This is a genomic window from Mycolicibacterium smegmatis, assembly GCF_001457595.1.
Taxonomy (GTDB): Bacteria; Actinomycetota; Actinomycetes; order Mycobacteriales; family Mycobacteriaceae; genus Mycobacterium; species Mycobacterium smegmatis.
On the sequence record NZ_LN831039.1, the window covers coordinates 6,292,173 to 6,318,655 of the forward strand.

Annotated in this window: 25 protein-coding genes; 5 read left to right on the plus strand and 20 right to left on the minus strand. The window is 68.2% G+C overall.

The window, feature by feature from the left end; genetic code table 11:
* Position 1: 1 nt before the first annotated feature.
* Complete coding sequence (gene glpK, locus AT701_RS30445; protein ID WP_003897649.1) at positions 2 to 1,519, minus strand: glycerol kinase GlpK; 1,518 nt, start codon at positions 1,517 to 1,519, stop codon at positions 2 to 4.
* 46 nt (positions 1,520 to 1,565) lie between these two features.
* On the opposite strand from glpK, the gene AT701_RS30450 reads away from it, so the two are divergent.
* Positions 1,566 to 2,321, plus strand: coding sequence for a class I SAM-dependent methyltransferase (locus tag AT701_RS30450; protein WP_058127180.1), 756 nt, complete (start codon positions 1,566 to 1,568; stop codon positions 2,319 to 2,321).
* Here the strand turns inward: AT701_RS30450 and AT701_RS30455 are convergent.
* From AT701_RS30455 to AT701_RS30465, 3 genes are all read right to left on the minus strand, one after another.
* Positions 2,318 to 3,469 (minus strand): acyltransferase family protein, encoded by a 1,152-nt coding sequence (locus tag AT701_RS30455; protein WP_011731141.1) that lies wholly within the window; start codon positions 3,467 to 3,469, stop codon positions 2,318 to 2,320. The two genes, AT701_RS30450 and AT701_RS30455, sit on opposite strands and share 4 nt — an antisense overlap.
* Before the next feature lie 30 nt (positions 3,470 to 3,499).
* Positions 3,500 to 5,161, minus strand: coding sequence for a catalase (locus tag AT701_RS30460; protein ID WP_003897652.1), 1,662 nt, complete (start codon positions 5,159 to 5,161; stop codon positions 3,500 to 3,502).
* Between the two features lie 89 nt (positions 5,162 to 5,250).
* Positions 5,251 to 6,057 carry an MBL fold metallo-hydrolase gene (locus AT701_RS30465; protein ID WP_058127181.1) on the minus strand — a complete coding sequence of 269 codons (807 nt, stop codon included), beginning with the start codon at positions 6,055 to 6,057 and terminating at the stop codon, positions 5,251 to 5,253.
* 78 nt (positions 6,058 to 6,135) lie between these two features.
* On the opposite strand from AT701_RS30465, the gene AT701_RS30470 reads away from it, so the two are divergent.
* The 3 genes from AT701_RS30470 (at position 6,136) to mftM (ending at position 9,383) form a co-directional block, all read left to right on the plus strand.
* The gene (locus AT701_RS30470; RefSeq protein WP_003897654.1) at positions 6,136 to 7,605 is read left to right on the plus strand and encodes a glutamate-cysteine ligase family protein; all 1,470 of its coding nucleotides are present in this window, start codon (positions 6,136 to 6,138) and stop codon (positions 7,603 to 7,605) included.
* A 19-nt stretch (positions 7,606 to 7,624) separates the two neighbouring features.
* The gene (locus tag AT701_RS30475) at positions 7,625 to 8,296 is read left to right on the plus strand and encodes a class I SAM-dependent methyltransferase (RefSeq protein WP_029104596.1); all 672 of its coding nucleotides are present in this window, start codon (positions 7,625 to 7,627) and stop codon (positions 8,294 to 8,296) included.
* A 205-nt stretch (positions 8,297 to 8,501) separates the two neighbouring features.
* Complete coding sequence (gene mftM, locus AT701_RS30480; protein ID WP_058127182.1) at positions 8,502 to 9,383, plus strand: mycofactocin oligosaccharide methyltransferase MftM; 882 nt, start codon at positions 8,502 to 8,504, stop codon at positions 9,381 to 9,383.
* On the opposite strand, the gene mnoR is transcribed toward mftM, so the two are convergent.
* The 7 genes from mnoR to AT701_RS30515 all read right to left on the minus strand — a co-directional run bounded on the left by mnoR (position 9,380) and on the right by AT701_RS30515 (position 17,207).
* Positions 9,380 to 10,030, minus strand: a complete 651-nt coding sequence (gene mnoR / locus AT701_RS30485; protein ID WP_058127183.1) for a two-component system response regulator MnoR — start codon at positions 10,028 to 10,030, stop codon at positions 9,380 to 9,382. The genes mftM and mnoR overlap by 4 nt on opposite strands.
* Positions 10,027 to 11,379, minus strand: coding sequence for a two-component system sensor histidine kinase MnoS (gene mnoS, locus AT701_RS30490; protein WP_058127184.1), 1,353 nt, complete (start codon positions 11,377 to 11,379; stop codon positions 10,027 to 10,029). The genes mnoR and mnoS overlap by 4 nt, the downstream gene beginning before the upstream one ends.
* Complete coding sequence (locus tag AT701_RS30495) at positions 11,376 to 12,542, minus strand: iron-containing alcohol dehydrogenase (protein ID WP_014878598.1); 1,167 nt, start codon at positions 12,540 to 12,542, stop codon at positions 11,376 to 11,378. Before AT701_RS30495 ends, mnoS begins: the two co-directional genes overlap by 4 nt.
* A 168-nt stretch (positions 12,543 to 12,710) precedes the next feature.
* Entirely contained in the window at positions 12,711 to 14,204 is a 1,494-nt protein-coding gene (gene madC / locus AT701_RS30500; protein WP_058127185.1) for a MadC family VWA domain-containing protein, read from the minus strand.
* Positions 14,201 to 15,259: a MadB family AAA-type ATPase gene (locus AT701_RS30505; RefSeq protein WP_058127186.1), complete on the minus strand. Its 1,059-nt coding sequence runs from the start codon at positions 15,257 to 15,259 to the stop codon at positions 14,201 to 14,203. The genes madC and AT701_RS30505 overlap by 4 nt, the downstream gene beginning before the upstream one ends.
* 31 nt (positions 15,260 to 15,290) lie before the next feature.
* On the minus strand, positions 15,291 to 16,562 hold the full coding sequence (gene mdo, locus AT701_RS30510) for an NDMA-dependent methanol dehydrogenase (protein WP_003897664.1): 1,272 nt from the start codon (positions 16,560 to 16,562) through the stop codon (positions 15,291 to 15,293).
* A gap of 171 nt (positions 16,563 to 16,733) precedes the next feature.
* Entirely contained in the window at positions 16,734 to 17,207 is a 474-nt protein-coding gene (locus AT701_RS30515) for a nuclear transport factor 2 family protein (protein WP_058127187.1), read from the minus strand.
* An 81-nt stretch (positions 17,208 to 17,288) separates the two neighbouring features.
* Between AT701_RS30515 and AT701_RS30520 the strand changes: the two genes are divergently transcribed.
* Positions 17,289 to 17,849, plus strand: coding sequence for a TetR/AcrR family transcriptional regulator (locus AT701_RS30520; protein WP_058127188.1), 561 nt, complete (start codon positions 17,289 to 17,291; stop codon positions 17,847 to 17,849).
* Between the two features lies 1 nt (position 17,850).
* On the opposite strand, the gene AT701_RS30525 is transcribed toward AT701_RS30520, so the two are convergent.
* The 9 genes from AT701_RS30525 to furA3 form a co-directional block, all read right to left on the minus strand.
* A complete protein-coding gene (locus AT701_RS30525) occupies positions 17,851 to 19,056 on the minus strand; it encodes a Cmx/CmrA family chloramphenicol efflux MFS transporter (protein ID WP_058127189.1) in 1,206 nt (401 codons plus the stop codon).
* Between the two features lie 189 nt (positions 19,057 to 19,245).
* Positions 19,246 to 20,361 carry an ergothioneine biosynthesis PLP-dependent enzyme EgtE gene (gene egtE, locus AT701_RS30530; RefSeq protein WP_058127190.1) on the minus strand — a complete coding sequence of 372 codons (1,116 nt, stop codon included), beginning with the start codon at positions 20,359 to 20,361 and terminating at the stop codon, positions 19,246 to 19,248.
* Positions 20,358 to 21,323, minus strand: coding sequence for an L-histidine N(alpha)-methyltransferase (gene egtD, locus AT701_RS30535; protein WP_058127191.1), 966 nt, complete (start codon positions 21,321 to 21,323; stop codon positions 20,358 to 20,360). The genes egtE and egtD overlap by 4 nt, the downstream gene beginning before the upstream one ends.
* A gap of 11 nt (positions 21,324 to 21,334) precedes the next feature.
* Positions 21,335 to 22,018 carry an ergothioneine biosynthesis protein EgtC gene (gene egtC, locus AT701_RS30540; RefSeq protein WP_058127192.1) on the minus strand — a complete coding sequence of 228 codons (684 nt, stop codon included), beginning with the start codon at positions 22,016 to 22,018 and terminating at the stop codon, positions 21,335 to 21,337.
* Positions 22,018 to 23,304, minus strand: a complete 1,287-nt coding sequence (gene egtB, locus AT701_RS30545) for an ergothioneine biosynthesis protein EgtB (protein ID WP_058127193.1) — start codon at positions 23,302 to 23,304, stop codon at positions 22,018 to 22,020. Before egtB ends, egtC begins: the two co-directional genes overlap by 1 nt.
* Positions 23,301 to 24,572, minus strand: coding sequence for an ergothioneine biosynthesis glutamate--cysteine ligase EgtA (gene egtA / locus AT701_RS30550; protein WP_011731159.1), 1,272 nt, complete (start codon positions 24,570 to 24,572; stop codon positions 23,301 to 23,303). The genes egtB and egtA overlap by 4 nt, the downstream gene beginning before the upstream one ends.
* A 116-nt stretch (positions 24,573 to 24,688) precedes the next feature.
* Positions 24,689 to 25,342, minus strand: a complete 654-nt coding sequence (locus tag AT701_RS30555) for a sensor domain-containing protein (RefSeq protein ID WP_081319626.1) — start codon at positions 25,340 to 25,342, stop codon at positions 24,689 to 24,691.
* A 5-nt stretch (positions 25,343 to 25,347) separates the two neighbouring features.
* On the minus strand, positions 25,348 to 25,866 hold the full coding sequence (locus tag AT701_RS30560; RefSeq protein WP_223495867.1) for a hypothetical protein: 519 nt from the start codon (positions 25,864 to 25,866) through the stop codon (positions 25,348 to 25,350).
* A gap of 119 nt (positions 25,867 to 25,985) precedes the next feature.
* Complete coding sequence (gene furA3, locus AT701_RS30565; protein WP_011731162.1) at positions 25,986 to 26,450, minus strand: fur family transcriptional regulator FurA3; 465 nt, start codon at positions 26,448 to 26,450, stop codon at positions 25,986 to 25,988.
* Positions 26,451 to 26,483 lie beyond the last annotated feature (33 nt).

Here is a 26,483-nt window from a genome sequence, read left to right on the forward strand (position 1 = left end):
GTCACTCGATCTCGACCCAGTCGAGGGTGCGCTGAACGGCCTTCTGCCAGCCCGCGTATCCCTTCTCGCGTTGCTCATCCGACCACTGCGGCGACCAGCGCTTGTCCTCCTGCCAGTTGGCCCGCAAGTCGTCGGCGTTCTCCCAGAAGCCCACCGCCAGACCGGCCGCGTACGCCGCACCGAGCGCGGTGGTCTCGGCGACCACGGGCTTGACCACGTCGACGCCGAGCACGTCGGCCTGGATCTGCATGCACAGCGCGTTGGCGGTGATCCCACCGTCGACCTTGAGAACCTCAAGGTGCACACCGGAATCCGCCTCCATGGCGTCGACCACGTCGCGGCTCTGATAGCAGATCGACTCCAGCGTCGCACGCGCCAGGTGCGCGTTGGTGTTGAACCGCGACAGGCCCACGATCGCGCCGCGCGCGTCGCTGCGCCAGTACGGCGCGAACAGGCCGGAGAAGGCGGGCACGAAGTACACGCCGCCGTTGTCGCTGACCTGCCGCGCCAGCGACTCGCTCTGCGACGCACCGCTGATGATGCCCAACTGGTCGCGCAACCACTGCACAGCCGATCCGGTCACCGCGATGGAACCCTCAAGCGCGTAAACCGGTTTCGAGTCGCCGAACTGGTAGCACACCGTGGTCAGCAGACCGTTGTCCGAGCGCACGATCTTCTCACCGGTGTTGAGCAGCAGGAAATTGCCGGTGCCATAGGTGTTCTTGGCCTCGCCGGCCTCCAGGCACACCTGGCCGACCATCGCGGCCTGCTGGTCACCGAGGATGCCGGTCAGCGGCACCTGCCCGGCCAGCGGACCGTCGTCACGCGTGATGCCGTACGACTCCGGATACGACGACGGCTTGATCTCGGGCAGCATCCGGCGCGGAATCCCGAAGAACGACAACAGTTCGTCGTCCCAGTCGAGGGTCTCCAGGTTCATCAGCATGGTGCGGCTGGCGTTGGTGACGTCGGTGACGTGCACGCCGCCGCGCGTACCGCCGGTGAGGTTCCACACCAGCCAACTGTCGGCGGTCCCGAAGATCGCGTCGCCCTTCTCGGCGTCCTCGCGGACCCCCGGCACGTTGTCCAGGATCCACTGGATCTTGCCGCCCGAGAAGTACGTCGCGGGCGGCAGACCGGCCTTGCGCCGGATGACGTCACCGCGGCCGTCACGGTCGAGTGCCGCGGCGATGCTGTCGGTGCGGGTGTCCTGCCACACGATCGCGTTGTAGTAGGGCCTGCCGGTGTGCCGGTTCCACACCAGCGACGTCTCGCGCTGGTTGGTGATGCCCAGCGCGGCCAGGTCGGAGGCCTGCAGATTCGTCCGGTTGAGTGCGGTCATCACCACCGATGCGGTGCGCTCCCAGATCTCCACCGGGTTGTGCTCGACCCAGCCCGCCCTGGGCAGGATCTGCTCGTGTTCGAGCTGGTGGCGGCCCACTTCGGCGCCGTCATGGTCGAAGATCATGCACCGCGTGCTCGTGGTGCCCTGGTCGATCGCTGCGACGAAATCGGCCACTGTGCCCCTTTCGGGTCGCTCGCTCCTGCCGTATCGAAGGTCCATCATGGCCTACATGGCCACCTCCACAGCCGATATCGCCGCCATGCCGCGCGGCGGGCCGCGCGCCTCCTGTCTGGACCGGCTGCTGCAGACCGATCGGCTGGAGTATCTGGACCGCGACGATGTCGATCAGCGCGTGAAGCGCAGCGTCGTGCGGGCCCTGGAGTGGACCGGCGACATGTTCGGCAACCACGAGAAGTTCGCGGCGATCGCGCTGGATCTGCTGGCCGAGGTGCCCGACCCGCGGATTCTCGAGCTCGGCGCGGGCCACGGCAGCGTGTCGCGCCGGCTGCTGGCCAACCACCCCACCGCGCACGTGACCGTCACCGACGTCGACCCGGCCGCGGTGGCCGTGATGGCCGACGGCGAGCTGGGTGATCATCCGCGCGCGGTGGTGCGTGCGATGGACGCCACCGACATCGACGCCGACGACGGCTCGTTCGATCTGGCGCTGTTCGCGTTGTCGTTTCACCACCTGTCCCCCGCTCAGGCCGCCGCGGTGTTCGCCGAGGGCACGCGGGTGGCGCGCACGCTGCTGATCATCGACCTGCCGCGCCCGCCCGCGCCGCTGCATCTGCTGCGACTGGCGACGATGCTGCCGCTCGCGCCGCTGGTGCCGTTCGTGCACGACGGCGTGATCAGCTCGCTGCGGTGTTACAGCCCGTCGGCCCTGCGGGCGCTGGCCGCGCACGCGGGCGTCACGGTCGAATTGCGCGGCGGCCTGACCACGCCGCAGATCGCGATCGCCCGGCGGGCCTAACGACGCGGGCGCGTCAGCCGGTGCAGCACCCACGCCACCGGGATCGTCGCCGCCAGCGTCGCCGCGAACAGCCCGGCCGCCCACCCGGTGTAGACGTGCCAGCCCAGCACGAACTCCATGACCAGGTCCATCACCACCACGTGCAGGAGGAAGATCTCGTAGGAGATCTCGCCCAGCCACACCATGGGCCTGCTCGCCATCACGCGCGCGTAGAACCCGGTGGACCCCAGCGCGAGCGGCGCCACCATCAGCGTGGCGATCACCGCGTAGAACATCGTCTTGGTGATGTCCTCACCCAGCGTCAGCGTGAACGCCGTCGTCGTTCCCGCGATCGGCGTCGACACCACCAGGTAACCCGCCACGGCGACCGGCAGCACCGCGGCGGCGTGGCACCGCACGCCCATGGTGGCCAGCACCGCGAGCATCATGCCGCCGATGAACCACACCAGATAGTGCGGCAGCCACGCGCCTGCGCTCACCGGCAGCCGCCCGGCGTGCGACGCGACCAGCCACAACGGGCTGACCGCGCCGAGCACCGCCAGCCCGCCGAGTAGCCGCCACGGCCGGAAGTGCCTGCGGCACAACACCACCAGCAGCACGTACGCCAGCAGCGGCAGGGCCGCGTAGAACGTCACCTCGACCGCGAGGCTCCACATCTGCGTCAGCCCCTGATGCAGATAGCTGGTGTAGTAGTCGCCGCGGTAGATCTGCGTGAGCGTCAGGTGGCGCCACAGCCCGGTCCAGGTGTGCCCCGGGTTCGGTTCGACGCTGCGCAGTTCGTAGATGCCGAACACCAGCAGCACCGTGACCACATAGGCGGGCATGATGCGGCGGACCCGGCTGCGCGCATACCGTCGCACGCTCGGCGCCTGCGCACCGGTGGCCACGGCCCGCACCCACGGGCGGAACAACAGCAGCCCGGACAGCACGAAGAAGATCGCGACGCCGATCTCCAGACGCGCACCGAGCAGTCCGACGTAGCCGTGCGTCAGCAGGCCGGTGCCGTAGGCCGCGTGCGTGCCCATCACCGTGAGCGCCGCGACGGCCCGCACGCCGGTCAGTGACGCGATGCGGTCGGCACGCGAAACCTGTTCGAGTCCCCCTTGGTCGGCCCCGTCGGTGGGGTCGGGGCCCGGCGCCGCTGCCACCGCGTCAGTATGCGGCCCCGGGGGCGGGCATCACTTCCCGGCCATCACCACGCGTTCGTTCGGCACACAGTGCGTCATCGTGAGCCCGGTGACGTCGCGCGGACCGTTCTTGCCGAGGTTCTGCCTGCGCTTCTCCTCGGCGTCCGAAAGGGTCTGCGATTTCAGGGGTTCCAGGTCGCGCACGTCGTCGACCGTGATGCCGAGGCCTTCCCCGACGCGGAGGCCGAGTTCGTCGTCGCACATCAGGAAGTGCCAGACCATGCGTTCCTGCACCTCGCGGGTGGCCTCGGAGATGTTGGTGACGAAGTTCTTCACCAGGTCGTCCTTCTCCCACTGGTCCATCAGCTGATAACGCTGACCGGCCTGCTCGTAGTCGTTGGTACGTGGGATGCGCTTGCGGGTGATGCGTCCGCTGAACTCCGGCCCGTACTCGTCGGCCGTCGGCGCCTGCGCCTCCCGCAGACCGCCGGTGATCGACGGCTCGTAGTTGACGTGCGGGTTGGCGCCGTTGTTGTCGACGCCGTACTGCATGGGCCCACCCTGCTGATTGGTGGCGACCTTGGCGTTCTTGGGCCGGTTCACCGGCAGCTGCAGATAGTTGGGGCCCACCCGGTAGCGCTGGGTGTCCGAGTAGGAGAACGAGCGCCCGATCAGCATCTTGTCCTCGGAGAAGTCCATCCCGTCGACCAGCACGCCGGTGCCCATCGCCAGTTGCTCGTTGTCGTTGAAGAAGTTGTCGACGTTGCGGTTCAACACCATCCGGCCGACCAGCTTGGGCGGGAAGTCGTTCTCGGGCCACACCTTGGTGTCGTCGAGCGGGTCCCAGTCCAGTTCGGGATGCTCGTCGTCGCTCATGATCTGCACGAGCAGTTCCCATTCCGGGTAGTCGCCGCGCTCGATGGCTTCGTAGAGATCCTTGGTGGCACTGCCGAGTTCGGTCGCCTGGATCGCCGCCGCATCGTCCTCGGTGAGGCTCTTGACGCCCGCCTTGGGCATCCAGTGGTACTTGACCAGATGGGTCTGCCCCTCGGCGTTGACCCAGCGGTAGGTGTTGACGCCGAATCCCTGCATGGTCCGGTAATTGGCCGGGATGCCGCGCGGCGAGAACAGGTTGACCAGCATGTGCATGCACTCGGGCGTCTGCGACATGAAGTCGAAGATGCGCGCGGGTTCCTGGTGGTGGGTGACCGGATCCGGCTTCAGCGAGTGGATGACGTCCGGGAACTTGATCGCGTCGCGGATGAAGAACACCGCCAGGTTGTTGCCCACCAGGTCCCAGTTGCCGTCCTCGGTGTAGAACTTGACCGCGAAACCGCGCGGATCACGCGCCACCTCCGACGAGTCGCGCCCCCCGATCACCGTCGACAACCGGATCGCCAGATCGGTGCGCTTACCCGGGGTGTTGAACAGCTTGGCGCGGGTGTACCGCTCGATCGGTTCGTCGCCCCATTTGCCGGTGGCCTCGAAGTAACCGAAGGCCACCGCGCCGCGGGCGTGCACCACCCGCTCCGGGATGCGTTCCCGGTCGAAATGGCTCATCTTCTCCAGGAAGTGATAGTTCTCCATGGTCGCCGGGCCGCGGGCGCCGACGGACCGCTGGTTCTGGTTGTCGAAGATCGGGTGGCCCTGCCGATCGGTCAGCACATCACGGGTGTCGTCGGGATCGGGCGGTTGGGCGGAAACGTCGGTCATCTCAAGCTCCTATGCGTTCGGTGGAACACGCGAACTGCCGACTTCGCGCGCCCCGGGCCAACCCGCCGCGTTCCCCGCCACGCCGATGTTCAAACGGTGACCGACTCTCCTCTTCCCAGCTCGACCACGCGCTCACCCATCCCCCGCCGGGCCATTTCTTCGCGGAAATCGCTCAGCGGCGACGCGAACACGCCGTAGTCGTCGAAGTGCACCGGGATCACCTTGCCGGGTTCGAGCAGTTCGGCCAGGTCGGCCCCTTGCCTGCCGTCCATCGTCACGGTCAGCCCGAACGGCAGGTGCCTGCCGAACGGCAACCGTGTGCCGCCGAGGTGCAGGATGCCCGCGTCGATCGAGGTGAACCGGGCCGGGATCTCGTCGAGTTCCTCGACGAACAGCGTGTCACCGGAGATGTAGAGCCTTCGTGTGGCGCCGCCTTCCGCGACCCCCTCGGTGACCTCGATCATCGAACCCATCACGGGCGGCAGCACGCGGTGCACCGGCGCGGGGGCGTGCCTGCCGGGCAGCGAGGTCACCGTGACCGTGGTGGCGCCCTTGGTGATCGTGTGGGTCTGCCACGTCGTCATCGGCACCGTCGCCTCAAATCCGCGGTGGGACAGGCGCTTCGCGGCATTCGGTGTGGTGAGGATCGGCAGCGTGTGGTCCAGGCCGGCCTGGGCCACACGGTCCCAGTGGTCGCCGTGCATGTGCGAGAGCACCACGGCGTCGAGCGGCGGCAGCTCGTCGATCGAGTACGCCGGTTCCCGCAGCCGCTTGGACATCAGCCCGTACCCCAGGTAGGCGTGCTGGCCCTGGTGCAGGAAGTTCGGGTCGGTGAGCAGGGTGACGTCACCGGCCGAGATCAGCGTGGTGGCGTTGCCGACGAACGTGATGTCCATTGGCCCCGTCTACCCATCGGATTGGGGTTTATTCGCGATTCTGTTGCGCAAACGTCAGCGACGATGTTGCATCACGTTGTGGGCGAAGAGGTCAAACGCACCGAGTACACGCGGGCGCACCGCCAGGAGTACCGCCGCAAGGTGCAGCTGTGCCTCGACGTGTTCGAGACCATGCTCAACCAGTCCAGCTTCGAGTTCGAGCGTCCGCTCACCGGCATGGAGATCGAGTGCAACCTCGTCGACCGCGACTACCAGCCGGCGCTGCGCAACCACGAGGTGCTCAAGTCCATCGCCGATCCGGCCTACCAGACCGAATTGGGCGCTTACAACATCGAATTGAACGTGCCGCCGCGCCCGCTGCCGGGCCGCTCCGCGCTCGAGCTTGAGGACGAGGTCCGCGCGAGCCTCAACGCCGCCGAGGCCAAGGCGGCCGCGGAAGGCACCCACATCGTGATGATCGGGATCCTGCCGACGCTTATGCCCGAACACCTTTCGGGCAGCTGGATGAGCGACTCGACCCGCTACCAGGCGCTCAACGACTCGATCTTCACCGCCCGCGGAGAGGACCTGGTGATCGACATATCCGGGCCCGAGCGGCTGAGTATCCAGGCCGCCTCGATCGCCCCCGAATCGGCATGCACCAGCATGCAGCTGCACCAGCAGGTGTCCCCCGCCGAGTTCGCGCAGTACTGGAACGCCGCGCAGGTGCTGGCCGGTCCGCAACTCGCGGTGGGCGCCAACTCGCCGTTCTTCTTCGGCCACCACCTGTGGGCCGAGACCCGCATCGAGTTGTTCACCCAGGCCACCGACACCCGGCCCGACGAACTCAAGACCCAGGGCGTGCGCCCTCGGGTGTGGTTCGGTGAACGCTGGATCACCTCGATCTTCGACCTGTTCGAGGAGAACGTCCGCTACTTCCCGTCCCTGCTGCCCGAGGTGTCCGACGAGGACCCGGCCGCCGAACTCGCCGCGGGCCGCACCCCCAAGCTCTCGGAGCTGCGCCTGCACAACGGCACCATCTACCGCTGGAACCGGCCCATCTACGACGTCGTGAACGGGATGCCGCACCTGCGCGTGGAGAACCGGGTGCTGCCGGCCGGCCCCACCGTGATCGACATGATGGCCAACGCGGCGTTCTACTATGGGCTGCTGCGCACCCTCTCCGAAGAGGACCGGCCCATCTGGACCAAGATGAGTTTCGCTGCCGCGCAGCACAATTTCACCGCCGCCGCGCAGCACGGCATGGAGTCGCGGCTGTACTGGCCCGAGCTGGGCGAGGTGACACCCGACGAGCTGATCCTGCGTCAACTGCTGCCGCTGGCCCACGAGGGCCTGCGTCGCCGCGGGGTGGCGGGCGAGGTCTGCGACCGCTATCTCGGCGTGATCGAAGGCCGCGCCAAGACCGGGCAGACCGGTGCCGCGTGGCAGGTGTCGACGGTCCAGAGAATCCAGGAGAGCGGCAGGTCGCGGCCCGAGGCGCTGGCCGGGATGCTGCGCGAGTACGTCGAGCGCATGCACAGCAATGAGCCGGTCCACACCTGGGGGTGAAACGCGTACGTTGGGTGTCATGACATCACACGTGCTGGACTGGGATGGTGCCTACCGGGGGGATACGGGATTTCAGGGACCGCCGCCGTGGAACATCGGCGAGCCGCAGCCCGAGCTGGCGGCGCTGCACCGGGCCGGGAGATTCCGTAGCGACGTGCTCGATGCGGGGTGCGGTCATGCCGAGCTGTCATTGGCGCTGGCTGCCGACGGTTACACCGTCGTCGGCATGGATCTGAGCCCATCGGCGATCGCCGCAGCAAACCGCGCGGCCCAGGAGCGCAACCTCGCGACCGCGAGCTTCGTGCAGGGCGACATCACGTCGTTCACCGGTTACGACGGCCGGTTCAGCACCGTCATCGACTCGACGCTTTTCCACTCCCTGCCCGTCGAGGGCCGCGAGGGATACCTGCAGTCCATCCACCGGGCCTCGGCTCCCGGCGCGCGCTACTTCGTTCTCGTGTTCGCCAAGGGCGCGTTCCCCGCGGACCTCGAGGTCAAGCCCAACGAGGTGACCGAAGAAGAGCTGCGGACCACGGTCGGCAAGTACTGGGTGGTCGACGACATCCGGCCCGCGTTCATCCACGCCAACGCCGTCGTCTTCCCCGACGCGCCAGAACTGCCGCCCCACGGCTACGACGACAAGGGCCGCATCATGTTCCCGGCGTTCCTGTTGGAAGCGCACCGCGACTAGTTCGTCCCCCGGCTCGACCGTGCACTGAGGGCGAGATTTCGGCTGAGATCCCGCCCTCTTTGCACGCTCGATGTGCCTGAATGCACGCTCGACGCACAGACCCTCCCCTACCCGAACGGGCAGTGCCAACCCCACCCGGCCGTCACTCGATTGCGACCATTCGGGGCGCGCGCTGACATGTTGCCGGCGAATAGCGTTCCGCTACATGGACGTTGCCGTTCTCGGTCCTGCGCTTCTGGACCCGTTCGCGCCTGCGCCGCAGGGAATCTGGAGCGGCAATGGCGTGCGGGTGCAGAGGCGTCGCGGGCCGCATCGCGTGCACGCCGCGGTGTGCACTCCACGGTTCTGCGCGCACCGCGAAGGCGACGCGTTGACGGTCGAGCACGATCTGACCCCTGACGAACTGTCCGACGAACTGGCAGTGCTGCTCACCGAGGAACTCGGCGCCACCGGCGTTCTGCACGGCCAACCGGATTTCGAGTCGGTGTTCACCGGCGTCGTGCGTTCCACCGTCGACGGTGGCATGCAGGCGTGGCTGCGGTTCTACCGGAACTCGCTGCACGCGCTGGAATCCGGCACCGCGGCGTTCGCCCCGATCCATCAGCACGCGACAGAACTGATCATCGGGCGACGCGTGCTCGATCTCGGCTCGTGCTTCGGGTTCTTCCCGCTACGTCTGAGCCGCAACGGATTCGACGCCACGGCAACCGATCTGAGCGCACCGACCATGAACCTGCTGGCGCGGGTGAGCCCGAAGCTGCACCGGCCGGTTCGCACCGTCACATGCGACGCCGCGGGGGTACCGCTGCCCGACGCGGTCGCCGACACCGTGACCGCGCTGCACCTGCTGGAGCATCTGGACCCCGACGCCGGCGACGCCGTGCTCGCCGAGGCATTGCGCCTGGCACGGCGCCGCGTGATCGTCGCGGTGCCGTTCGAGGACGAACCCCAGGTCTGCTACGGGCACGTCCGCAGATTCGACACCGAAGCGCTTCAGCGCATCGCCGAGAAGATCACCCGCACGCACCCCGTCACCGCGTCGGTCGGCGAGCACCACGGCGGCTGGCTGGTACTGGACCGTTACTAGATCAACCCGCGCTTGCTCGCCGCGTACACGGCCTCGGCTCGGCGGCTCACGTCGAGCTTGCGCATGATGTTGCTGACGTGAAACTTCGCGGTGGTCGCGGAGATGAACAGCTTTTCGCCGATCTTGTTGTTGGACAACCCGGCTGCCAGCAGTCGCAGCACCTCGATCTCGCGGTCGGTGAGCTGCTCGCGGGGTTCGGTGCGCCCGCTCAGCGACCGCACGACGGCCGCGGCGCTGCGGGAGTCGAAGGCACTGTCACCGGAGGAGATCGCGCGGATCGCCCGCACCAGTTCGGTCGTGTCGACATCTTTGACGACGCAGCCGCGGGCGCCGGCGTGCACGGCGCGCACCACGAGGTCCTCATCGAGGAACGTGGTGAGCACCAGCAGGCCGAGGTTGGGATGGGCCGCGGAGAGCTTGGCGCACAACGACAGACCCTCGAAGTCCGATCCGGCCGAGAGTTTGAGGTCCAGCAGCACCACGTCGGGTTCGACCGCGGCGACCATGGCCTCGGCCTCTGCCTCGCTGGACGCCTCCCCGACCACCACCAGATCGTCCTCACGTTCCAGCAGCGAGCGCAGGCCCTGCCGCAGGATGGCGTGGTCGTCGACCAGTGCCAGCCTGATCTCGCGCGTCGTGACGGTCATCGTCTGTTCCCTTCGGTCCTGGGGATGGTCGCGACCACGCGGACACCGCCGATGCGGGACCGCTGAACCGCGAAGGTACCGCCGTGCTCGCGGCAGCGGGCCAGCATGTTGGCCAGCCCGCGGTGATGCCCGTCGACGTCGGTGGCGTCGGCCATCCGCAGCGCCATGCGCAGCTTGGCCGGGTCCCCGGTGCCGTCGTCGGAGATGGACAGCGACACGGCCGTCGGACGGTAGCGCAACCGCACGATCGCGCGGGTCGCGTTGCCGTGCATGGCGGTGTTGAACAGCGCCTCGCCGGCCACCCGCAGCAGCGCGTGCTCGACCTCGCTGGGCAGTTCGGCCACGGCGCCTTCGACTTTCAGGCTCACCCGCAGATCCTCGGGCATGTGCACGGTCGCAAGCTGTTCGAGCAGTTCGGGCAGCGTGGAACGCCCGGCGTCCTCGGGATGGTTGAGCGCGTAGATCGCCGACCGCAGTTGTTCACTCGCCGAACGGGTGAGTGTCTTGGCGGTGTCGAGGCGGTCGACCAGATCCTGCGTGCCGGGTAGCGCCATGGCCTCGCTGCGGCACACCTCGATCTGCATACCGGCCGAGAGTACGGTCTGGCTCACGCTGTCGTGCAGTTCACGCGCGATGCGGTGGCGCTCGTTGTCGAGTACCTGATGGCGTTGCGCCGCACCGAGTTCCCGTTGTGTGGCCAGCAGTTCGGCGTTGCGTGCCTCGGACTGCGCCAGAAGTGCCTGAGACCGCTGGAACAGCGCGCAGTTCTGCAACGCAACCGCGGTCTGGCTCGACAGGATCCGCATGACGGTCTCGTCGGTGTCGTCCAGCGTGCGGTGCACCGGGGTCCAAGCCGCGAACGCGCCGATCACGCCGCCGTTGAGTTCGATCGGCACGTGCGCGTGGTGGGGTTCGATCACCGGGTACCGGAACTGCGCCAGGTGCCCCCGCAGAATGTCGTTGAGACGGTTGAGCACCGCGTCCGGCAGGTGGTCGGGGACCTCGGCACCCGACACCCCGTCGTACGAATAGGCGTGCCCGTCGGCATCGAGGATGAGGTGACGCGGCAGGGCCTCCTGCAGGGCACCGTCGGCGAGCGCCAAAAGCACCCACTCGGCGTCGAGGTGGGTGCGGGCCGCTTCGGCCACGGCCCGCACGAGTTTCGGTGGGCCGTTGACGGTTTGGACCAGCGCGCGTGAGATCGCCTCGAGCGCGGCGAGGACACGTTCGGTGCGCTGAGCAGCGACACGGAATTCGGGGTAGAACGTGCTCTTTCCGGATCGGACGCCGGTGAGCCGTTCCAGATCCGGTGCCGCCACCCGATGCCCGAATCCGGGTGCCGCGGTCATAGCGCGGTCCGGAACAACGCGCACAGACCGGCCTCGTCGACCGGACGGGGATTGGTGGTGATGCACGCGTCGGCCATCGCGTTGCGGGCGAGCACCGGGACGTCCTCGGCGCGCACACCCAGATCCGCCAGGCCACGCGGCACACCCACCCGACGTGCCAGCTCCTGCAACCGATCCGCAAGGGCCAGAGCCGATTCCAGTTCGGGTGCGCGCTTGTCGGCGATACCGAGGTACGACGCGATGGTGGCGAACGGAGCCGGGTCGGCCTCGGCGTTGAACCGCACGACGTGGGGCAGCAGCACACCGTTGATGACGCCGTGCGGCAGGTCGAGCAGGCCCCCGACCTGATGGCTCATGGCATGCGCCGCACCGAGGATCGCGTTTGTGAACGCCAGGCCCGCCTCCAGCGCGGCCTGGGCCATGAGCACGCGGGCCGGCATCTCCTTGGGCCGTTCGATGGTGGTGACCAGGTTCTCGGTCACCATCACCACCGAGCGCAACGCGTGATGGTCGGTCAACTGGTTGTGCCCCAGCGACACGAACGCTTCGATGCCGTGCGTCAGCGCATCCAAACCGGTTGCCGCGTTGAGCCATTCGGGCATGGTGGTGAGCAGGCGCGGATCGATGACGGTAAGGTCGGGCACCAGCGCGCGGCCCAGGATGGTGATCTTGGTGTTGCGGGTGGTGTCGGTGACGATGCAGAACTGCGAGACGTCGGCGCCGGTGCCCGAGGTCGACGGCAGCACCACGAGCGGTGGGATCGGCATGGTGGCCTTGTCCACGCCGGCGTAGTCGAGGATGTCACCGCCGTTGGCGGACAGGATCGCGATACCTTTCGCGGCGTCGATCACCGATCCGCCACCCAGCGCGATCAGCACGTCGCACCCGTGGGCCCGGTAGAACTCGTGGCCCGCGGTGATCTCGTGGTCCTTCGGGTTGGGCGTGATGGCGCTCCAGACCTGTGGAGTCACGCACTGCTCCCGCAGATGCCCCAACAGTTCGTCGACCCATCCGGCCTCGATCAGCCCCGGGTCGGTGACCAGCAGTGGACGCAAGCCACCCAGGCGCACCGCGGCGTGCGCGGCCTCGGCCATCGAATCGATGCCGAACACGATTTCGGGGGCGTGAAACTTGAGCAGCCGGGTCGGCATCGGATCCGGCATGGCCCTCGGCACCGCGATCGGCGCGGACTCCACCTGCGTTATCACCTCACCACCCCGTCGTGTGATCCACCTAACAAACCACCATACGTCGCCGACGGGTGGCTCCCAATGTGCAGGTGGGCAGGCCGTTACCTACCCGATCGGGTAGGTACAAGATCACATCCGAGATCAGGAGAGCGCGTGCGCGAGCTCTCCCGCCCGGGCGATGAGCTGCTCGGCATCGCGCGCGACGACGACCTTGTCGCACACCTCGGCGTAGTCCGGCATGGCGCACGTGGCCTGCCGCCAGTACCGGGTGGGTTCCGGGGTGATCCAGGCGAGCCGGTGTACGCGTCGCCGCAGCGCACGCAGGCTCTCGGTGCGAGCCGGCAGGCCCGGGCTGCGACCGTCGCCGACGATCAGCACGGCCGTGCGCGAATCGAGTGCGTCGGCCTGCGCGGACAGCATCTCGTCGAATACCTGCCCGTAGTCGCTGCTGGCCTCCAGATCGATCTGGGCCTCGGCCAGCACCGCGGCGAGCGCATCGTCCCCACCGGTCTGCAGCAGAATCTCGGTGACGTCGACGGGACGGTCCACGAACGCCATCACCCGGCATCGGTGCGCCCGCCGGTGCATGGCCTGTGCCAGCCGCAGCGTGAACGCGGTGACCGGACGCACCGACAGCGAGACGTCGGCGATGACCAGCAGGCGCACCCGATCTGGCCGCGGGGTGCGGGTGATGAGCCGGAACGGCACGCCGTCGGTGCGCAGAGAGTGCCGCGTGGTGCGACGCATGTCGAGGCGGCCCCGCATCTCGGCGGGCCGGGGCCGCGGTGCCCCGCGCATGCGGCGCAGCACCTCGTGGCAGGCGAGGTCGACGTCGGTGGCCACCGTTGCGTCGGTGGGGCCGGCCGGGGTGTCCGGTTCGGCGGTCAGCCCGCACCGGTCGGCCAGTGCCGCGACGAAGCTCTCGACGGCCTGTGTCAGCTGGTCGAGTTGTTCGGCGGTCAACGGTTGGTCTCCCGCGTCGTCGCCGTAGGTGCGGGCCGGGTCGTAGGCGTCGAGCCAGGCCAGGATGGACTCCGGATCGTCCCAGTGCAGTGCGCCCGCCACCACGGGAGCCACCGAGTCGGCGAGGGCGCCGGCCAGGCTCGCCGCGGCGCGGTCCACCTCGACGGTGTAGCGCACGCCGCGACGGCCCGCGTCGCTCTCGGCCGACACCGACAGCTGGTTGTCGGCGCCAGACACGCTGAAGTCGTCGTCGTCCTTGTGCGGGTTGAACCCCTTGTCGGCGTCCGGGGTGTCGAAATGGTCGCCGACCTCGGCCGCGCGTTCGTTGTACTCGGCGTAACGCCCGATCTCCTGGTCCTCGTCGATCTCGAGGTGGTCGGGCAGACCCGAGCCGGTGTGGGCACGGCTCGGGTCTGCCACGTCGTGTTCGGTGACGATCGACGCGACGCCGAACATCGCGTCGAAGGCGCGGTCGAAACCACGTTGTTCACGAACGTATTTCGCGCACGTCGCGCGTAACGCGGCCCGCAGCGCCTCCTGGTCACGTGCCCCGAGCAGTCCGAGCACGCGCCGCACCTCGATCACCTCGGCCGGCGAGGTCGCGACGCCGGCGCGGCGCAACAACTCGCCGAACGCGGCGGCGACGAGGTCGAGGATCTTCGACGGTGTCACCGCCGGCCACCACCGCGCCCGCGGAACACCGCGGTGGTCGTGTTGGCCGGACGCGACGCCACCGTGGCCGGTTCTGCCGGCTTCGACGGCTCGACCGGTTGCGCCCCAACGCCACTCAGATTGTCACTCAGACCGCCACCCAGATGACGCAACGCGATCTCGCGGTCGCTGGTGAACTTCACCAGCGTCGAGAGCAGCAGCGGATGCGACGCCTCGGTGCCCAGCAGCGCCGCGGCACGCGCCCCGTCCACCACCTCCGAGATCGACGGGCTCTTGCGCAGCGGCAGTTCGCGCAGGGTGCGGGCCAGTTCGACGACGTCGGCGACCACCGACGGTTCGACGTGCGGTGCCCGCACCCCGACGATCTCCCGTTCCCGTTGCGGCGTCGGGAATCCCAGGTGGTAGTGCAGGCACCGGCGCTTGAGCGCCGACGACAGTTCGCGAGTGTCGTTGGAGGTCAACACCACCCACGGCACCGTGCGGGCTTTGAAGGTGCCGATTTCAGGGATGGTCACCTGCCGCTCGGCGAGGATCTCCAGCAGCAGGGCCTCCATGGCCTCCTCGGTGCGGTCGACCTCGTCGATCAGCAGCACGACCGGTTCCTCGGACAGCACCGCGTCCAGCAGCGGACGTACCGACAGGAACGCCTCGGAGTACAGCCCGAAGTCACGTCCCGCCAGATAGCGCGACGCCTCGTCGATGTCCTCGATCCCATTGGTGGCAGCCGTGATCCGGTCACGCAGCATCTGCACATGCAGCAGTTGCTTGGCGTAGTCCCATTCGTAGAGCACCCGATTGTCGTCGAGACCCTCGTAGCACTGCAGGCGGATCAGCCGCCGCCCACCGGCCGCGGCGAGCGCCTTGGCCAGTTCGGTCTTGCCGACGCCGGCCGGCCCTTCCAGCAGCAGGGGCCGGTCCAGCGCGGTGGCCAGATGCACCACGGTGGCAAGGTCGGTGTCGGCGATGTAGTCCTGCTCGCGCAGCGCGGCGGAGAGTTCCGCCGCGCTGCCGAACATGATGGGCTCATCGCGAACAGGGATGGTCGCGGTGGTCACATGGCCTCCCGGTTGCGAATCAGATGCTGAATCAGTAGGACTCGTTGATCGCGTGGTTCACCACGGGGATCATCGATTCGACGGTCACCTCGCGCGGGTTGCCTGGGGTGCACCAGTCGTCCTGGATGTGCTCGGAGATCGCGCGGACGGTCTTGTCGTCGCCCTTGATCACCTCACCCTTGCCGGCGTACTTGCCGGTGTTCATCTGGTTCTTGGCGTACGAGTCGACGCGGACCTGCGAGAAGTTGTCCGGGATGCCGACGTCCTGCGCCAACCGGATCGCGGCCTCGACCGCGGCGTCGGCGGCCTGCACCGTGGTCATGTTGCGGGTGTCCACACCCATCGCCGTCGCAAGCTGCGCGTAGCGCTCGTAGCGCGCGGGCAGGTTGTACTCCCATACCCGCGGCAGGGCGATCGCGTTGTTGAGGCCGTGGTGGCTGTCGAAGAACGCGCTGACCGCGTGGCTGATGGAGTGCACGATGCCCAGACCGCCGGAGTTGAACGCCTGCCCGGCGATGTACTGCGCGTTCATCATGCCTTCGCGGGCCTTGAGGTTGCGTGGCTCGAACACCGCCTCGCGCAGATGCTTGGCGACGAGTTCGACGGAGTACAGGGCATTTCCGAGTGACGGCGCGAAGTCCAGCCGCGACACGAACGGCTCACTGCCGTGCGCGAGCACATCGAAACCGCAGTAGGCGGTGAAGTGCTGCGGGCAGCTGTAGTACAGCAGCGGATCGTCGATCGCGAGGGTGACGATGGTCGCCTCGTCGAACCCCACCCACTTGTGCGGGTGGTCCATGTCGGAGGTGTCGGTGATGACGTAGGCCCACGATGTCTCCGAACCCGTTCCGGCCGTGGTGGATACCGCGATGTGCGGCGGGTTCTGCTTGTTGGTGGACTTGGCGAAGCCCTCGAACTCGTTGATGTTGCGGCCGTCGTGGGCGATGACCACACGCGCACCCTTGGCGGCGTCGTGGCTCGACCCGCCACCGACGGAGATGATGCTGTCGCACTTCTCCTGCTGGTAGAGCGCCGCGGCCTCCATGACGTTGTAGTCCTTGGGGTTCGACTCCACCTTGTCGTAGAGGACCACCTCGACGCCCTGGTACTCGATCTTGCCGGTGAGTTCCTCGATGATGCCTGAGCCGCGCAGGCCCGTGGTCATCAGCAGGGTGCGCTTGAAGCCGAGGTTCTTGGCCTCGACGCCGATGATGTCGTGCGCCCCGACGCCCAGCAGCGCGCGGGGGAACGGGTGGAACTCCTTGATCGGGAAATCCCAAATCTGGTTCAGCTCAATGGCCATTGGTTCACTCCTCGCTGTGTCGCGCCCAGGTTCGGGCAGCTGACACCACGGTGGACCGCAAGTGGCCGGCGTCACAATGGTTTGCGGCCACTACCCGCCGACCGGCACGGCAGAACTGTCCGGTCGGGCAGGGTGGTCGACCACCGGCGGCTCACCGGTGGGCGAGGGTGCTCACAGCCCCAGGTCGTTGAGGCCCGGATGGTCGTCGGGCCTGCGGCCCAGCGGCCAGTGGAACTTGCGCTCGCCCTCGGCGATCGGCGCGGTGTTGATGGACGCATGCCGCGTGCGCATCAGGCCGAACTCGTCGAACTCCCAGTTCTCGTTGCCGTACGAGCGGAACCAGTTGCCCGAGTCGTCGTGGTGTTCGTAGGCGAAGCGCACGGCGATCCGGTTGCCGTCATGGGCCCAGAGTTCCTTGATCAGGCGGTAGTCGAGTTCGGTGTTCCACTTACGCGTCAGGAACTCGACGATTTCCTCTCGGCCTCTGGGGAATTCGGTGCGGTTACGCCAGCGGGAGTCGACAGTGTAGGCGAGGGCGACCCGCTGCGGGTCCCGGGAGTTCCAGGCGTCCTCGGCCAGCCTGACCTTTTGGGCGGCGGTCTCGGTGGTGAATGGCGGCAGCGGTGGGCGGGCTGCGTCGGACATGCGGCGTTCCTTCCCGGAGAACGGTCGTTCTCCCGTCTGCTACCGTAGAGAACGATGGTTCTCCGCGCAAGGAAGGTCGGCATGCTGGACCCAGACGCGGCACGCGAGCGCGTCCTCGCCGCGGCCGAGGAACTCTTCTACGCCCGCGGCATTCAGGCCGTCGGCATGGACGCCGTGCGGACGGCGTCCGGAGTCTCGCTCAAACGCCTCTACCAGATGTTCCCCTCGAAAGAGGATCTGGTTGTTTCGTTCCTGCAACAACGGGATTCGCGGTGGCTCGGCAGGCTCACCGCCGCGGTCCAATCCCACACCGACCCGCGCGAACGCATCACCGCGGTGTACGACTGGCTGTACGCGTGGTTCTCCGAACCCGACTACCGCGGTTGCGCGTTCATCAACTCCTTCGGTGAACTCGGCGGTATCTCCCCCGCGGTCGCAGACCAGGCCCGCCACCACAAGCGGGAGTTCCACGCTTATCTCACCGAACTCGTCGGCGCCGCAGGGTATCCCGCCGAGTTGGCCGCGCACCTCGCTCTGCTCGCGGAAGGTGCGATTGTCAACTCGGCGATCTTCGGCACACCCGACCCCGCCACGCGCGCAAAGCAAGCCGCGCTCACGCTCATGCAGGCCTCAGGCGGTTAGGCTAGCCGCAGTTACCTCCAAGCGGAGGTGTGGAAGTCGCTGGGCCAGCGCGTGGCGCGATGACCCTCAGCATCGGCACGGCAATCAGTAACGCCAGCGCGACCATAACGCTGCTGACCCAGACCGGCGCAACGACATTCGCGTGAATTCCGAGAGCCGCAGCTGCGGCCACCGGACCACCGGCAGCGCCGACGTTCAACGCCGCCGTCGCATACGCCCCACCCATCGTGGGGGCTGCGGACGCCTCATAGAGCACCCGCGTGATCAGGGTGCCGCCCACGGCGAACGACAACGCGCCCTGCATGAATGCCAGCAGGAGAAGCGCAGCCGGCTGGCTCGACAGGAGCGCAAGCGCCGTCCAGCCCGCCAACAACGCAGGGCCCCCGGCTCCGATGACGATACCGGGGCGTGTGTCGGACAGACGTCCCGCGACGGTCACGCCGATGAACGACCCAAACCCGAACAGCAGCAAGACAACCGAGACCCACAGTCGCCCCAGTCCCGCCGATTCGGTGACGATCGGTGCCAGGAACGTGAACGTCGCGAACGTACCGGCATTCACCAGGGCGGCGAGCAGCATGGCCAACGCCAGGCGCTTACTCCCCAGTTGCGCGAGCTCATCACGCAGCGAGGCACCCGCCACCGGCGAGCCGGCGCGTCCTGCACCCGCCGGTAATGCTGTGGCGATACCGACAACAGCGGGCACACAGAGCAGTGCTATCGCCCAGAAGGTGGCCCGCCAGCCTAGCATGGTGCCCAGCACCGCGCCGGCCGGCACTCCGGCGATGGTCGCCAGCGTCGTGCCCGCCAGGAGAACCGCCAGCCCGCGACCTTGGCGTCCCGCCGGCACGAGGGTGGCCGCCGTGCTCAACGCGACCGCGAGAAAGCCCGCATTGGCAACCGCCGCGACCAGCCGGGTGACCAACAGAACGCCGAAACTTGTTGTGACAGCGCCGAGCACGTGCACCAGGGCGAAGGTCAGCAGGAAGGCCGACAAACTGACCCGGGCACGCCATCGACGGGTCAACGCCGCCATCGACGGCGCACCGACGACCATCCCCACAGCAAATGCCGACGTGAGCAGCCCAGCCGGTCCGATCGATACACCGAGGTCGGCGGCGATGTCCGGCACCAGACCGGCGAGCATGAATTCCGAGGTACCCATGGCGAATACGGCCACGGCAAGAAGGTAGAGCGAAAAAGGCATCACAAACTCCGAGGTGAGAGAGCGAGAAAAGAAAACGTCTCGTCACCGCGGCCGGCCCCCGTGGGGCTGGGACTGCGCTCAGTGATTCAGGGGGCTGACGGCGTGACCGAAAGCCCCCACCTTGGATGCCTCAGGGCTCGACATGACGCGAACACTAGCCACGGCACCGCTGACCACGCAACCCTGTTTTCAGGGCGCCTCACGCAACGCTGCTGCGAACTGCTCCAGTTCGTCGACCGTCACGTCGACGTGCGGCGAGATTCGCAGCACCGGCGTGCGCATCTCGAACGGTGCCCGCGCGAGTTCACACGCGGTGCTCACGATGCCACGCTCCGCGATCAGCCACGAGCGCACCGACGCGGGATCGGCACCATCGGTGGGCTCAAGGGTGGTGATCGCGGTGGGTTGGTCGACGGGTTCGACGACGCGCCACCCGTCGACCTCTGCCAGCACCTGCCGAGAGAGGCACCCCACCTCGGCGAGTCGTTCGCGCACCGTCGTGGGACCTGCTGCGAGATGCTCACCGACCGCGACGGAGAATCCCACACGCGCCGCCGCGTTGTGCTCACCGAGTTCGAGCTTCTCCAGAACACTCATCGGAATTGGCCAGTCGGACGGGGGGATCCGCGGTTGCAGACGCTCGGCGAGTTCGGGCCGCACCGCGAGCACCCCGACACCACGCGGGCCGGCGAGCCACTTGCGCGACGATGAGTACACCGCGTCGGCCCCGACATTGCAGTCCAGATGCCCCAGCGCCTGCGCGGCGTCGATCACCACGGGGATCCCCGCATTGTGGCAGGCCTCGACGAGTTCTGCCGCGGGTTGCGCGATCCCGCGATGGCTTGCCAATGCGGTGAGGTGTACGAGCGCGACGGGATGGGCCGACAGTTCGTGCGACGCCTCGTCGACCAGCACCCGCCCGTCGTCGTCGACCGGTAGCGCACGCACCTGGAAACCGTTGGCCGCCATGGCAGACAGATTCGGCCCGTACTCGCCGGGCAGGCAGGCCAGCGTGCGCTTCCCCGGCCAGCTCGACAGCAACAGGTCGATGGCGTGGTTGGATCCGCTGGTGTACACCACGTCCGACGCCGCAAAACCGATGAGCGACGCGACCGCGGCCCGCCCGGCGTCGAGCGCCGGCGTCGCAGCCTCGGCCGCCACATAACCACCCACCTCGGCCTCGTGGCGTGCGTGTGCGGTGGTCGCGTCGATCACCGCGAAGCTCTGCCGCGAACATGCCCCGCTGTCCAGGTGCAACCCGGCAACCTTGGGACGGGCGTCACGCCACTGCTGCGCGAGCATCACCGCACCGCCAGCGACAACCCGAAATCCCCGGCCGGATCGGTCCACCAATGCGTCTGCCGCAGACCGGCTTCCGCCAGCTCGGCGACGACGTTCTCGGGACGGAACTTGCAGGACACCTCGGTGAGCATCTCCTCACCCGCGGCGAAGTCGACCTCCAGGTCCAGTGCCGCGACGCGGACATGCTGTGCGGTGCGGGCACGCAACCACATCTCGATGCGTTCCTCGTCGGAGTTCCACTTCGCGACATGCTCGAACGCGTCGAGGTCGAAATCGGCGGACAGTTCGCGGTTCACCACGGCCAGCACGTTGCGGTTGAACGCCGCGGTGACGCCGGCCGCGTCGTCGTACGCGCGCACCAACCGGCCGGTGTCCTTCACCAGATCGGTGCCCAGCAGCAGGCTGTCGCCCGGCTGCAGCGTGTCCGCGAGAGTACTGAGGAACTCCGCGCGGGGCGCGGGTGTCAGGTTGCCGATGGTCGACCCGAGGAACACCACGAGCCGCCGTCCGACATGCGGGATCTTGCCCAGATGCTCCTCGAAATCGCCACATACGGCGTCGATCTCGATACCCGGGTACTCCGCGCCGATTGCCGCTCCGGCCGAACGCAGCACGCCCGCGTCGACGTCGAACGGGATGAAGCGGCGCAGCAGCTCGGCGTCGCGCATGGCGTCGAGCAGCATGCGGGTTTTCTCCGATGTCCCACTGCCCAGTTCCACCAGGGTGTCGGCACCCGCGGCCGAGATGATCTCCGCCGACCGGGTCCGCAGGATCTGCGCCTCGGTTCGGGTGGGGTAATACTCGGGGAGCCGGGTGATCTGATCGAACAGATCACTGCCGACGGCGTCGTAGAACCACTTGGGCGGCAGACTCTTCTGTGTCGCGGTGAGACCCGCGCGGACGTCACGGCGCAGCGCTTCGGCGGCCGAGTCGGCTGCCAGGTAGTTGGCCAGTGAGAGCGTCATGGGGCGTCCTTTCACAGGGGTGTCACGACGACGTGGGCGTCGCGGACGTCGACGAGGTGCCGGTCCGGGATGTCCGACCAGCCGGGATCGTCGTCGTAGGGTTCGCTCGCGAGGACGACGCCGTCGGGGCGGCGCAGGACCGACAGCGTGTCCCCCCAGGTGGTGGCGAGCAGCCGGGAACCGTTGGCGGCCAGGATGTTCAACCGCGCGTTCGGGTCGAGTTCGCCGACCTCGGCGATGGTGGCGCCGAGCGCGTCGAGGCCACGGGAGAAGATGAGCGCCGCGAGGATCGCGCTGTCCACCGTGGACTCGGCGGCACCGGTCAACGGGAGCACCCCGCGGTCGACCAGGCCGTTGTGCGACAGCAGCCACTGCCCGTCGCTGAACGGCGCCGACGCCGACGGTTCGATGGGCATACCGATGGTGGCCGAGCGCACCGCGGCCACCACACAGCGACTGCGCAGCGCTGGTGCCACCGACGCGAACGACGCATCACCCCACAGCGGTTTGTCGCTGCGCCAGCGGCGGGCCACTCCATCGTCGTCGAAAAACCCTGCGCCCCAACCGTCGGCGTTCATCAGACCGTGCTTCTGTCGTCGCGGTGCGTAGGACTGCACCAGCAGTCCCTGCGGCGGGTCGAGCACCAGGTCGGCCAACGACCGCGGCGCGCCCAGCCACGCCACATGCCGGCACATCAGACGTCCCAGGCCAGGCGGACACCCGAGAAGATCTGCCGCCGGATCGGGTGGTCCCAGTTGCGGAAGCTGGGCCGCAGGATTCCCGGTGCCACGGCCCATGACCCGCCGCGCAGCACGCGGTAGTCACCGGATGTGGTGCCCTCGAAGAACGGCGTGCTGTAGCGCTCGTAGATCATCGGCGTGAAACCGGGCCACGGCCGCAGCGGCGAGGAGGTCCACTCCCACACGTCGCCCAGCATCTGCTCGGCGCCATAGGCCGACGCCCCCGCCGGGTAGGCCCCGACCGGCGCCGGGCGGCGTGCGTCACCGCCGAGGTTGGCCAGCGCCGCGCTGGGTTGTGCTGAGCCCCAGGGGAACCGGCGCCGAGCACCGGCGACCGGATCCCACGCGCAGGCCTTCTCCCATTCGATCTCGGTGGGCAACCGCGCACCGGCCCACGCCGCGTAGGCCTCGGCTTCGAAGAACGTCACGTGCTGCACGGGTTCGTCACCCGGGATCTCCTCGATGTGCCCGAACCGGGTGCGGGTGCCGTCGGGGTTCCAGAACTGCGGGGCCACCAGGCCCGCCTCCTGGCGGTGCGCCCAGCCGCGTGGCGACCACCAGCGCGGCTCGTCGTAGCCGCCGTCGTCGATGAACTCGCGCCATTCGGCGTTGGTGACGGGCACGCGGCCGATCCGGAACGACGGGATGTCCACGACGTGGGCGGGCCGTTCGTTGTCCAGCGAGTGCGGTTCGGTCAGCGCGTCGACCCCGAGCACGAACGGGCCGCCCGGCACCAGCACCGACGTGCCTGCCACGCCTGGCCTGCCCGTGGGCAGGGGAGTTCCGGTGTCGAGCAGGGGCGGGCCTTCGCGCAGGTTGAGTGCCTGCAGCATGGTCTCGTCGTGCTGGTTCTCGTGGCTGATCACCAGCGCGAACCGGAAGCCCGGATCGTCCTCGGGCAGCGTGTCGAGGGTGTCGAGCGCCTTGGCCCGCACCGTCGCGCAGTAGGCGCGCGCATCCGAAGGCGGCAGCAACGGGAGGTTGACCCGGCTGGCGCGTGAGTGCTCGAACGCGTCGTAGAGCCGGTCCACCTCGGGTGCGAGCATGCCGGGGCGGTCGGGGTTGCCGTCGCGCAGCAGCCACAGTTCTTCCTGCTGGCCGATGTGCGCGAGGTCCCATACGAGCGGGCTCATCAGCGGGTTGTACTGGCGATGCAGTTCCGCGTCGTCGAACTCCACGAGCCGCAACGTGCGTTCGCGGGCCCGGGCCAGCTCGTCGGCCAGTGTCTCGCGTGCGATCAAAGCTCACCTTTCGCCAGTTCCCGGACGGCGGCGGCGATTCCGCGTGCCACCACCCGGTCCGAGAAGTCGTCGGCGGGACTACGCCTCTGCTGGACCGAACGCATCAACAGCGTCATCGATTCCTCGAGTTCGGCCGGTGCCCGCTCCGCCGCGAGCCGCACGCACGTCAGGGCCGCGGTGTGCAGATGTCGGTCCGTCAGGCCCATCCGCGCGGCGCGGTCCCAGGCTGTGGCGACTGGACGTGTTGCCTCAGCGGCACTTTCGGCCGCGACAGGATCGTCGAGCAATGTGGTGAGGGTGAACACAGCGGCCGGCCACAGCGCGTCGGGCACGCTGTCGAGATAGCGGATCTCCAGCCAGCGGCGCGGCCGCACCGGCGGGAACAGCGTCGTCAGGTGATAGTCCAGGTCGGCCTCGGTCGGTCTGCGTCCACCCAGCACGGCGCGCCCGTCGGCCCAGTCCGCGAACGGCACCCAGTTGGTCACGGGCACCGCGTCCGGAGAGTTCACCAGCATCACCGGCGCGCGCAGCGCGTAGCGCGCCCATTCGGAGGCGGGATCGTCGCCGTCCACACCCAGCACCGGCCCGCACCGCGCCGAGTCGAGCTGCCCCCACACGCGTTGCCGCGTCGAACACCAGCCCGTGAACTGTCCACCCAGCATCGGTGAGTTGGCGGTGATCGCGATCATCGTGGGCCCCAGCGCATGTGCCAACCGGACCCGCTCGGCCCAGCCGTCGCGCGGACCGGCATCCAGGTTGACCTGCACCGACGCGGTTGCCGTCATCATCGCGGCGCCGGCCTCGGCGGTACCGCTCGCGGTGAAGAACTGTTCCATGGCCGAGTAGCGCGCACCCGGGTTGACCCGGCGGGTCGGCCGCAGCGGATCGGTGCCGAGCAGCACCAGGCCAAGATTCCTGCGGGCGAACTCCGCACGCAGCACAGCACGGTCGGCCTGCAGCGCGGCGACCGCGGCGAGCGGACCGTCGTACGGCGGACCGGACAGTTCGACCGCGCCGCCGGGTTCCACGGTGATCCGGCTGCCACCGGGCAGTGGCGGTACGTCCGCGATCACGGCGGACAGTTCGTCCCAGCTCGGTCGCCGCGTCGGATTGCTCAGGTCGAAACAGTGCGCCTCGATCTCCAGGCCCACCCGGCCGATCGGACCGTCCTGCAGGCTGTTGGCACCGATGTGGGCGGCGGCCTGCTCCGCACTGGTGAACTCGACCGGAACCGCACAGCCAGAATCACTTCTGGCGGGTAAGGCCATGACCAACCGTCCCTCCCAGTCCCCTGCCGGACCGTCTGGTTCTTCTCCATCTTCCAGATCAGACCGACAAAGTTCGCGTCTTTATTCGTGACAGGTCGGTGACGGTTGCGGGCCGGTTATTGCCCCAGGGTGTTCTGCATGGCCCCGGCCAGCACGTTGACCGCGGGGCCTCCGTTGCCGGATTGGCACACTTTTGCCTGCAGCAGAACGTTTTCGCGCTTCCGGGTGGTGTTGAAACACCGCCGGTCGGTGGCCGCCTCCTGCTTGACCCAGTCGGCGTCGGCCGGGCCCGCCGGCCCGCCGGTGAACGTCCACACCTCGGTGTGGAAGTTGTCCAGATGCATCGCCGTGGTCTGCCCCGCGCATCCGACGGTGCGGTCGACGACGCGATGGTAGGCGCGGTCGGCCGCGTCGACGGTGGCGAACACCCCGACGGCCTGCTTCACCAGGTGTGTGGCGTCGCCCGCCGCGGTCTGGGCAGTGGCACCGCCGAAGGACGCCAGGTCGGGGTCGTTGAACACCTCGGGCAGGCCGATGTCGGCCCAGTTGTTGCACACGGGGTTGTCGACGGAGAACGCCTGGAACGGCGCGGTGAACTCGGACTCCCAGCGGATGGGGGCGCCGACGATGTTGCTCACCGAACCCTTCGGCATGACGGCGTAGGACACCACACCGGGATCCGACGGCCGGGCCGCAGCAGGTGCCACTGACGCCAGGACAAGTCCAGCCACCCCGAGACTCACAGTCACGGCACGCATGGGCTCGATCATGCCATTCAGTACACGGTGCGGGTGCAGTAGGTGCGTGCCGGTGACGGGTACGGCCAGGCGAACTGACCGGCGTCGTCGCCGCATGCGGCCTGGTCACGGACGTCGAGCCGCCGCGTCACCTGGACCAGCAGGCCGGGCCTGGCGGGTTCGGCGCAGTCGGCCAGTTCGACCATGCCCGCGGGCATGCCGAGTTCGTAGCAGTGGTCGGCGACGAGGTTCGGCACCAGGCACAGCCGCGCCGTCGACGGATCGGCGAATTCGGTGGACAGCTGCTGGTATTCGCGGCTGGGGCACGCGCCGGTCTCGTCGGCGACGGCGCCCACGGTGTAGCTGGGGTCGGCGCTGCAGTCCACCTCTGTGGCACGTACGGGATCGGGTCCGTCAGGCGTCGTCGCCGGGATGCTCACGCAGTCACCCACCGAGAACACCATCACCGCACCACGTTCGGGGCCCGGTTGCCCACACGCCGGGGCGAGCAGTACCGGCGCTGCGATCAGCGCAAGCATGAGCCGATGGCGCGTCATGGTTAGGCAGAATGTCACGATTCGCCGGACCCCGCCCAGGGCTTCAACCGAACTGAAATGAAGAGCCCCGGCCACCGAGGGGTCGTGGCCGGGGCATTTCTTCGGGCTGCAGATGTGGTCTAGATGGTGCTGCTCTGCGGTCTGGTCGTTGTGGCGGAGTCGTGCTGGCAATCAGCGCAAACTCCCCAGTACACGACCTCTGCCTCGTCGATCGCGAAGCCCGCCAGATCGGAGGGCTCCAGGCAGGGCGCCTCGCCGACCGCGCAGTCGACGTCGGCCACCCGGCCGCACACCCGGCACACCAGGTGATGGTGGTTGTCGCCGGTCCTGGTCTCGTAGCGGGCCGACGATCCGGCGGGTTCGATGCGCCGCACCAGGCCCGCGTTGACGCACGCGCGCAGCACGTCGTACACCGCCTGAGTCGACACCGACCCGAGGTTCTGGCGAACTGCCATGGCAACGTCGTCTGCAGTCGAGTGTGGCTGTTCGGCCAGGACTTCGAGCACCGCGACCCTGGGTGCAGTGACGCGCAACCCGGAGGCCCGCAAAAGAGCCTTGGGATCGTGGTCATGCACTGTGGTCACAAAACCCAGTATGCGCGCATTTTCTGGAATGAG

Coding starts and splice junctions, on each gene's coding strand:
- AT701_RS30450 (WP_058127180.1), top strand. CDS start 1,566: ATGGCCTACATGGCCACCTCCACAGCCGATATCGCCGCCATGCCGCGC.
- AT701_RS30460 (WP_003897652.1), bottom strand. CDS start 5,161: ATGACCGACGTTTCCGCCCAACCGCCCGATCCCGACGACACCCGTGAT.
- AT701_RS30465 (WP_058127181.1), bottom strand. CDS start 6,057: ATGGACATCACGTTCGTCGGCAACGCCACCACGCTGATCTCGGCCGGT.
- AT701_RS30475 (WP_029104596.1), top strand. CDS start 7,625: ATGACATCACACGTGCTGGACTGGGATGGTGCCTACCGGGGGGATACG.
- mftM (WP_058127182.1), top strand. CDS start 8,502: ATGGACGTTGCCGTTCTCGGTCCTGCGCTTCTGGACCCGTTCGCGCCT.
- mnoR (WP_058127183.1), bottom strand. CDS start 10,030: ATGACCGTCACGACGCGCGAGATCAGGCTGGCACTGGTCGACGACCAC.
- mnoS (WP_058127184.1), bottom strand. CDS start 11,379: ATGACCGCGGCACCCGGATTCGGGCATCGGGTGGCGGCACCGGATCTG.
- AT701_RS30495 (WP_014878598.1), bottom strand. CDS start 12,542: ATGCCGGATCCGATGCCGACCCGGCTGCTCAAGTTTCACGCCCCCGAA.
- mdo (WP_003897664.1), bottom strand. CDS start 16,562: ATGGCCATTGAGCTGAACCAGATTTGGGATTTCCCGATCAAGGAGTTC.
- AT701_RS30515 (WP_058127187.1), bottom strand. CDS start 17,207: ATGTCCGACGCAGCCCGCCCACCGCTGCCGCCATTCACCACCGAGACC.
- AT701_RS30520 (WP_058127188.1), top strand. CDS start 17,289: ATGCTGGACCCAGACGCGGCACGCGAGCGCGTCCTCGCCGCGGCCGAG.
- AT701_RS30525 (WP_058127189.1), bottom strand. CDS start 19,056: ATGCCTTTTTCGCTCTACCTTCTTGCCGTGGCCGTATTCGCCATGGGT.
- egtD (WP_058127191.1), bottom strand. CDS start 21,323: ATGACGCTCTCACTGGCCAACTACCTGGCAGCCGACTCGGCCGCCGAA.
- egtC (WP_058127192.1), bottom strand. CDS start 22,018: ATGTGCCGGCATGTGGCGTGGCTGGGCGCGCCGCGGTCGTTGGCCGAC.
- egtA (WP_011731159.1), bottom strand. CDS start 24,572: ATGGCCTTACCCGCCAGAAGTGATTCTGGCTGTGCGGTTCCGGTCGAG.
- AT701_RS30555 (WP_081319626.1), bottom strand. CDS start 25,342: ATGATCGAGCCCATGCGTGCCGTGACTGTGAGTCTCGGGGTGGCTGGA.
- AT701_RS30560 (WP_223495867.1), bottom strand. CDS start 25,866: ATGACGCGCCATCGGCTCATGCTTGCGCTGATCGCAGCGCCGGTACTG.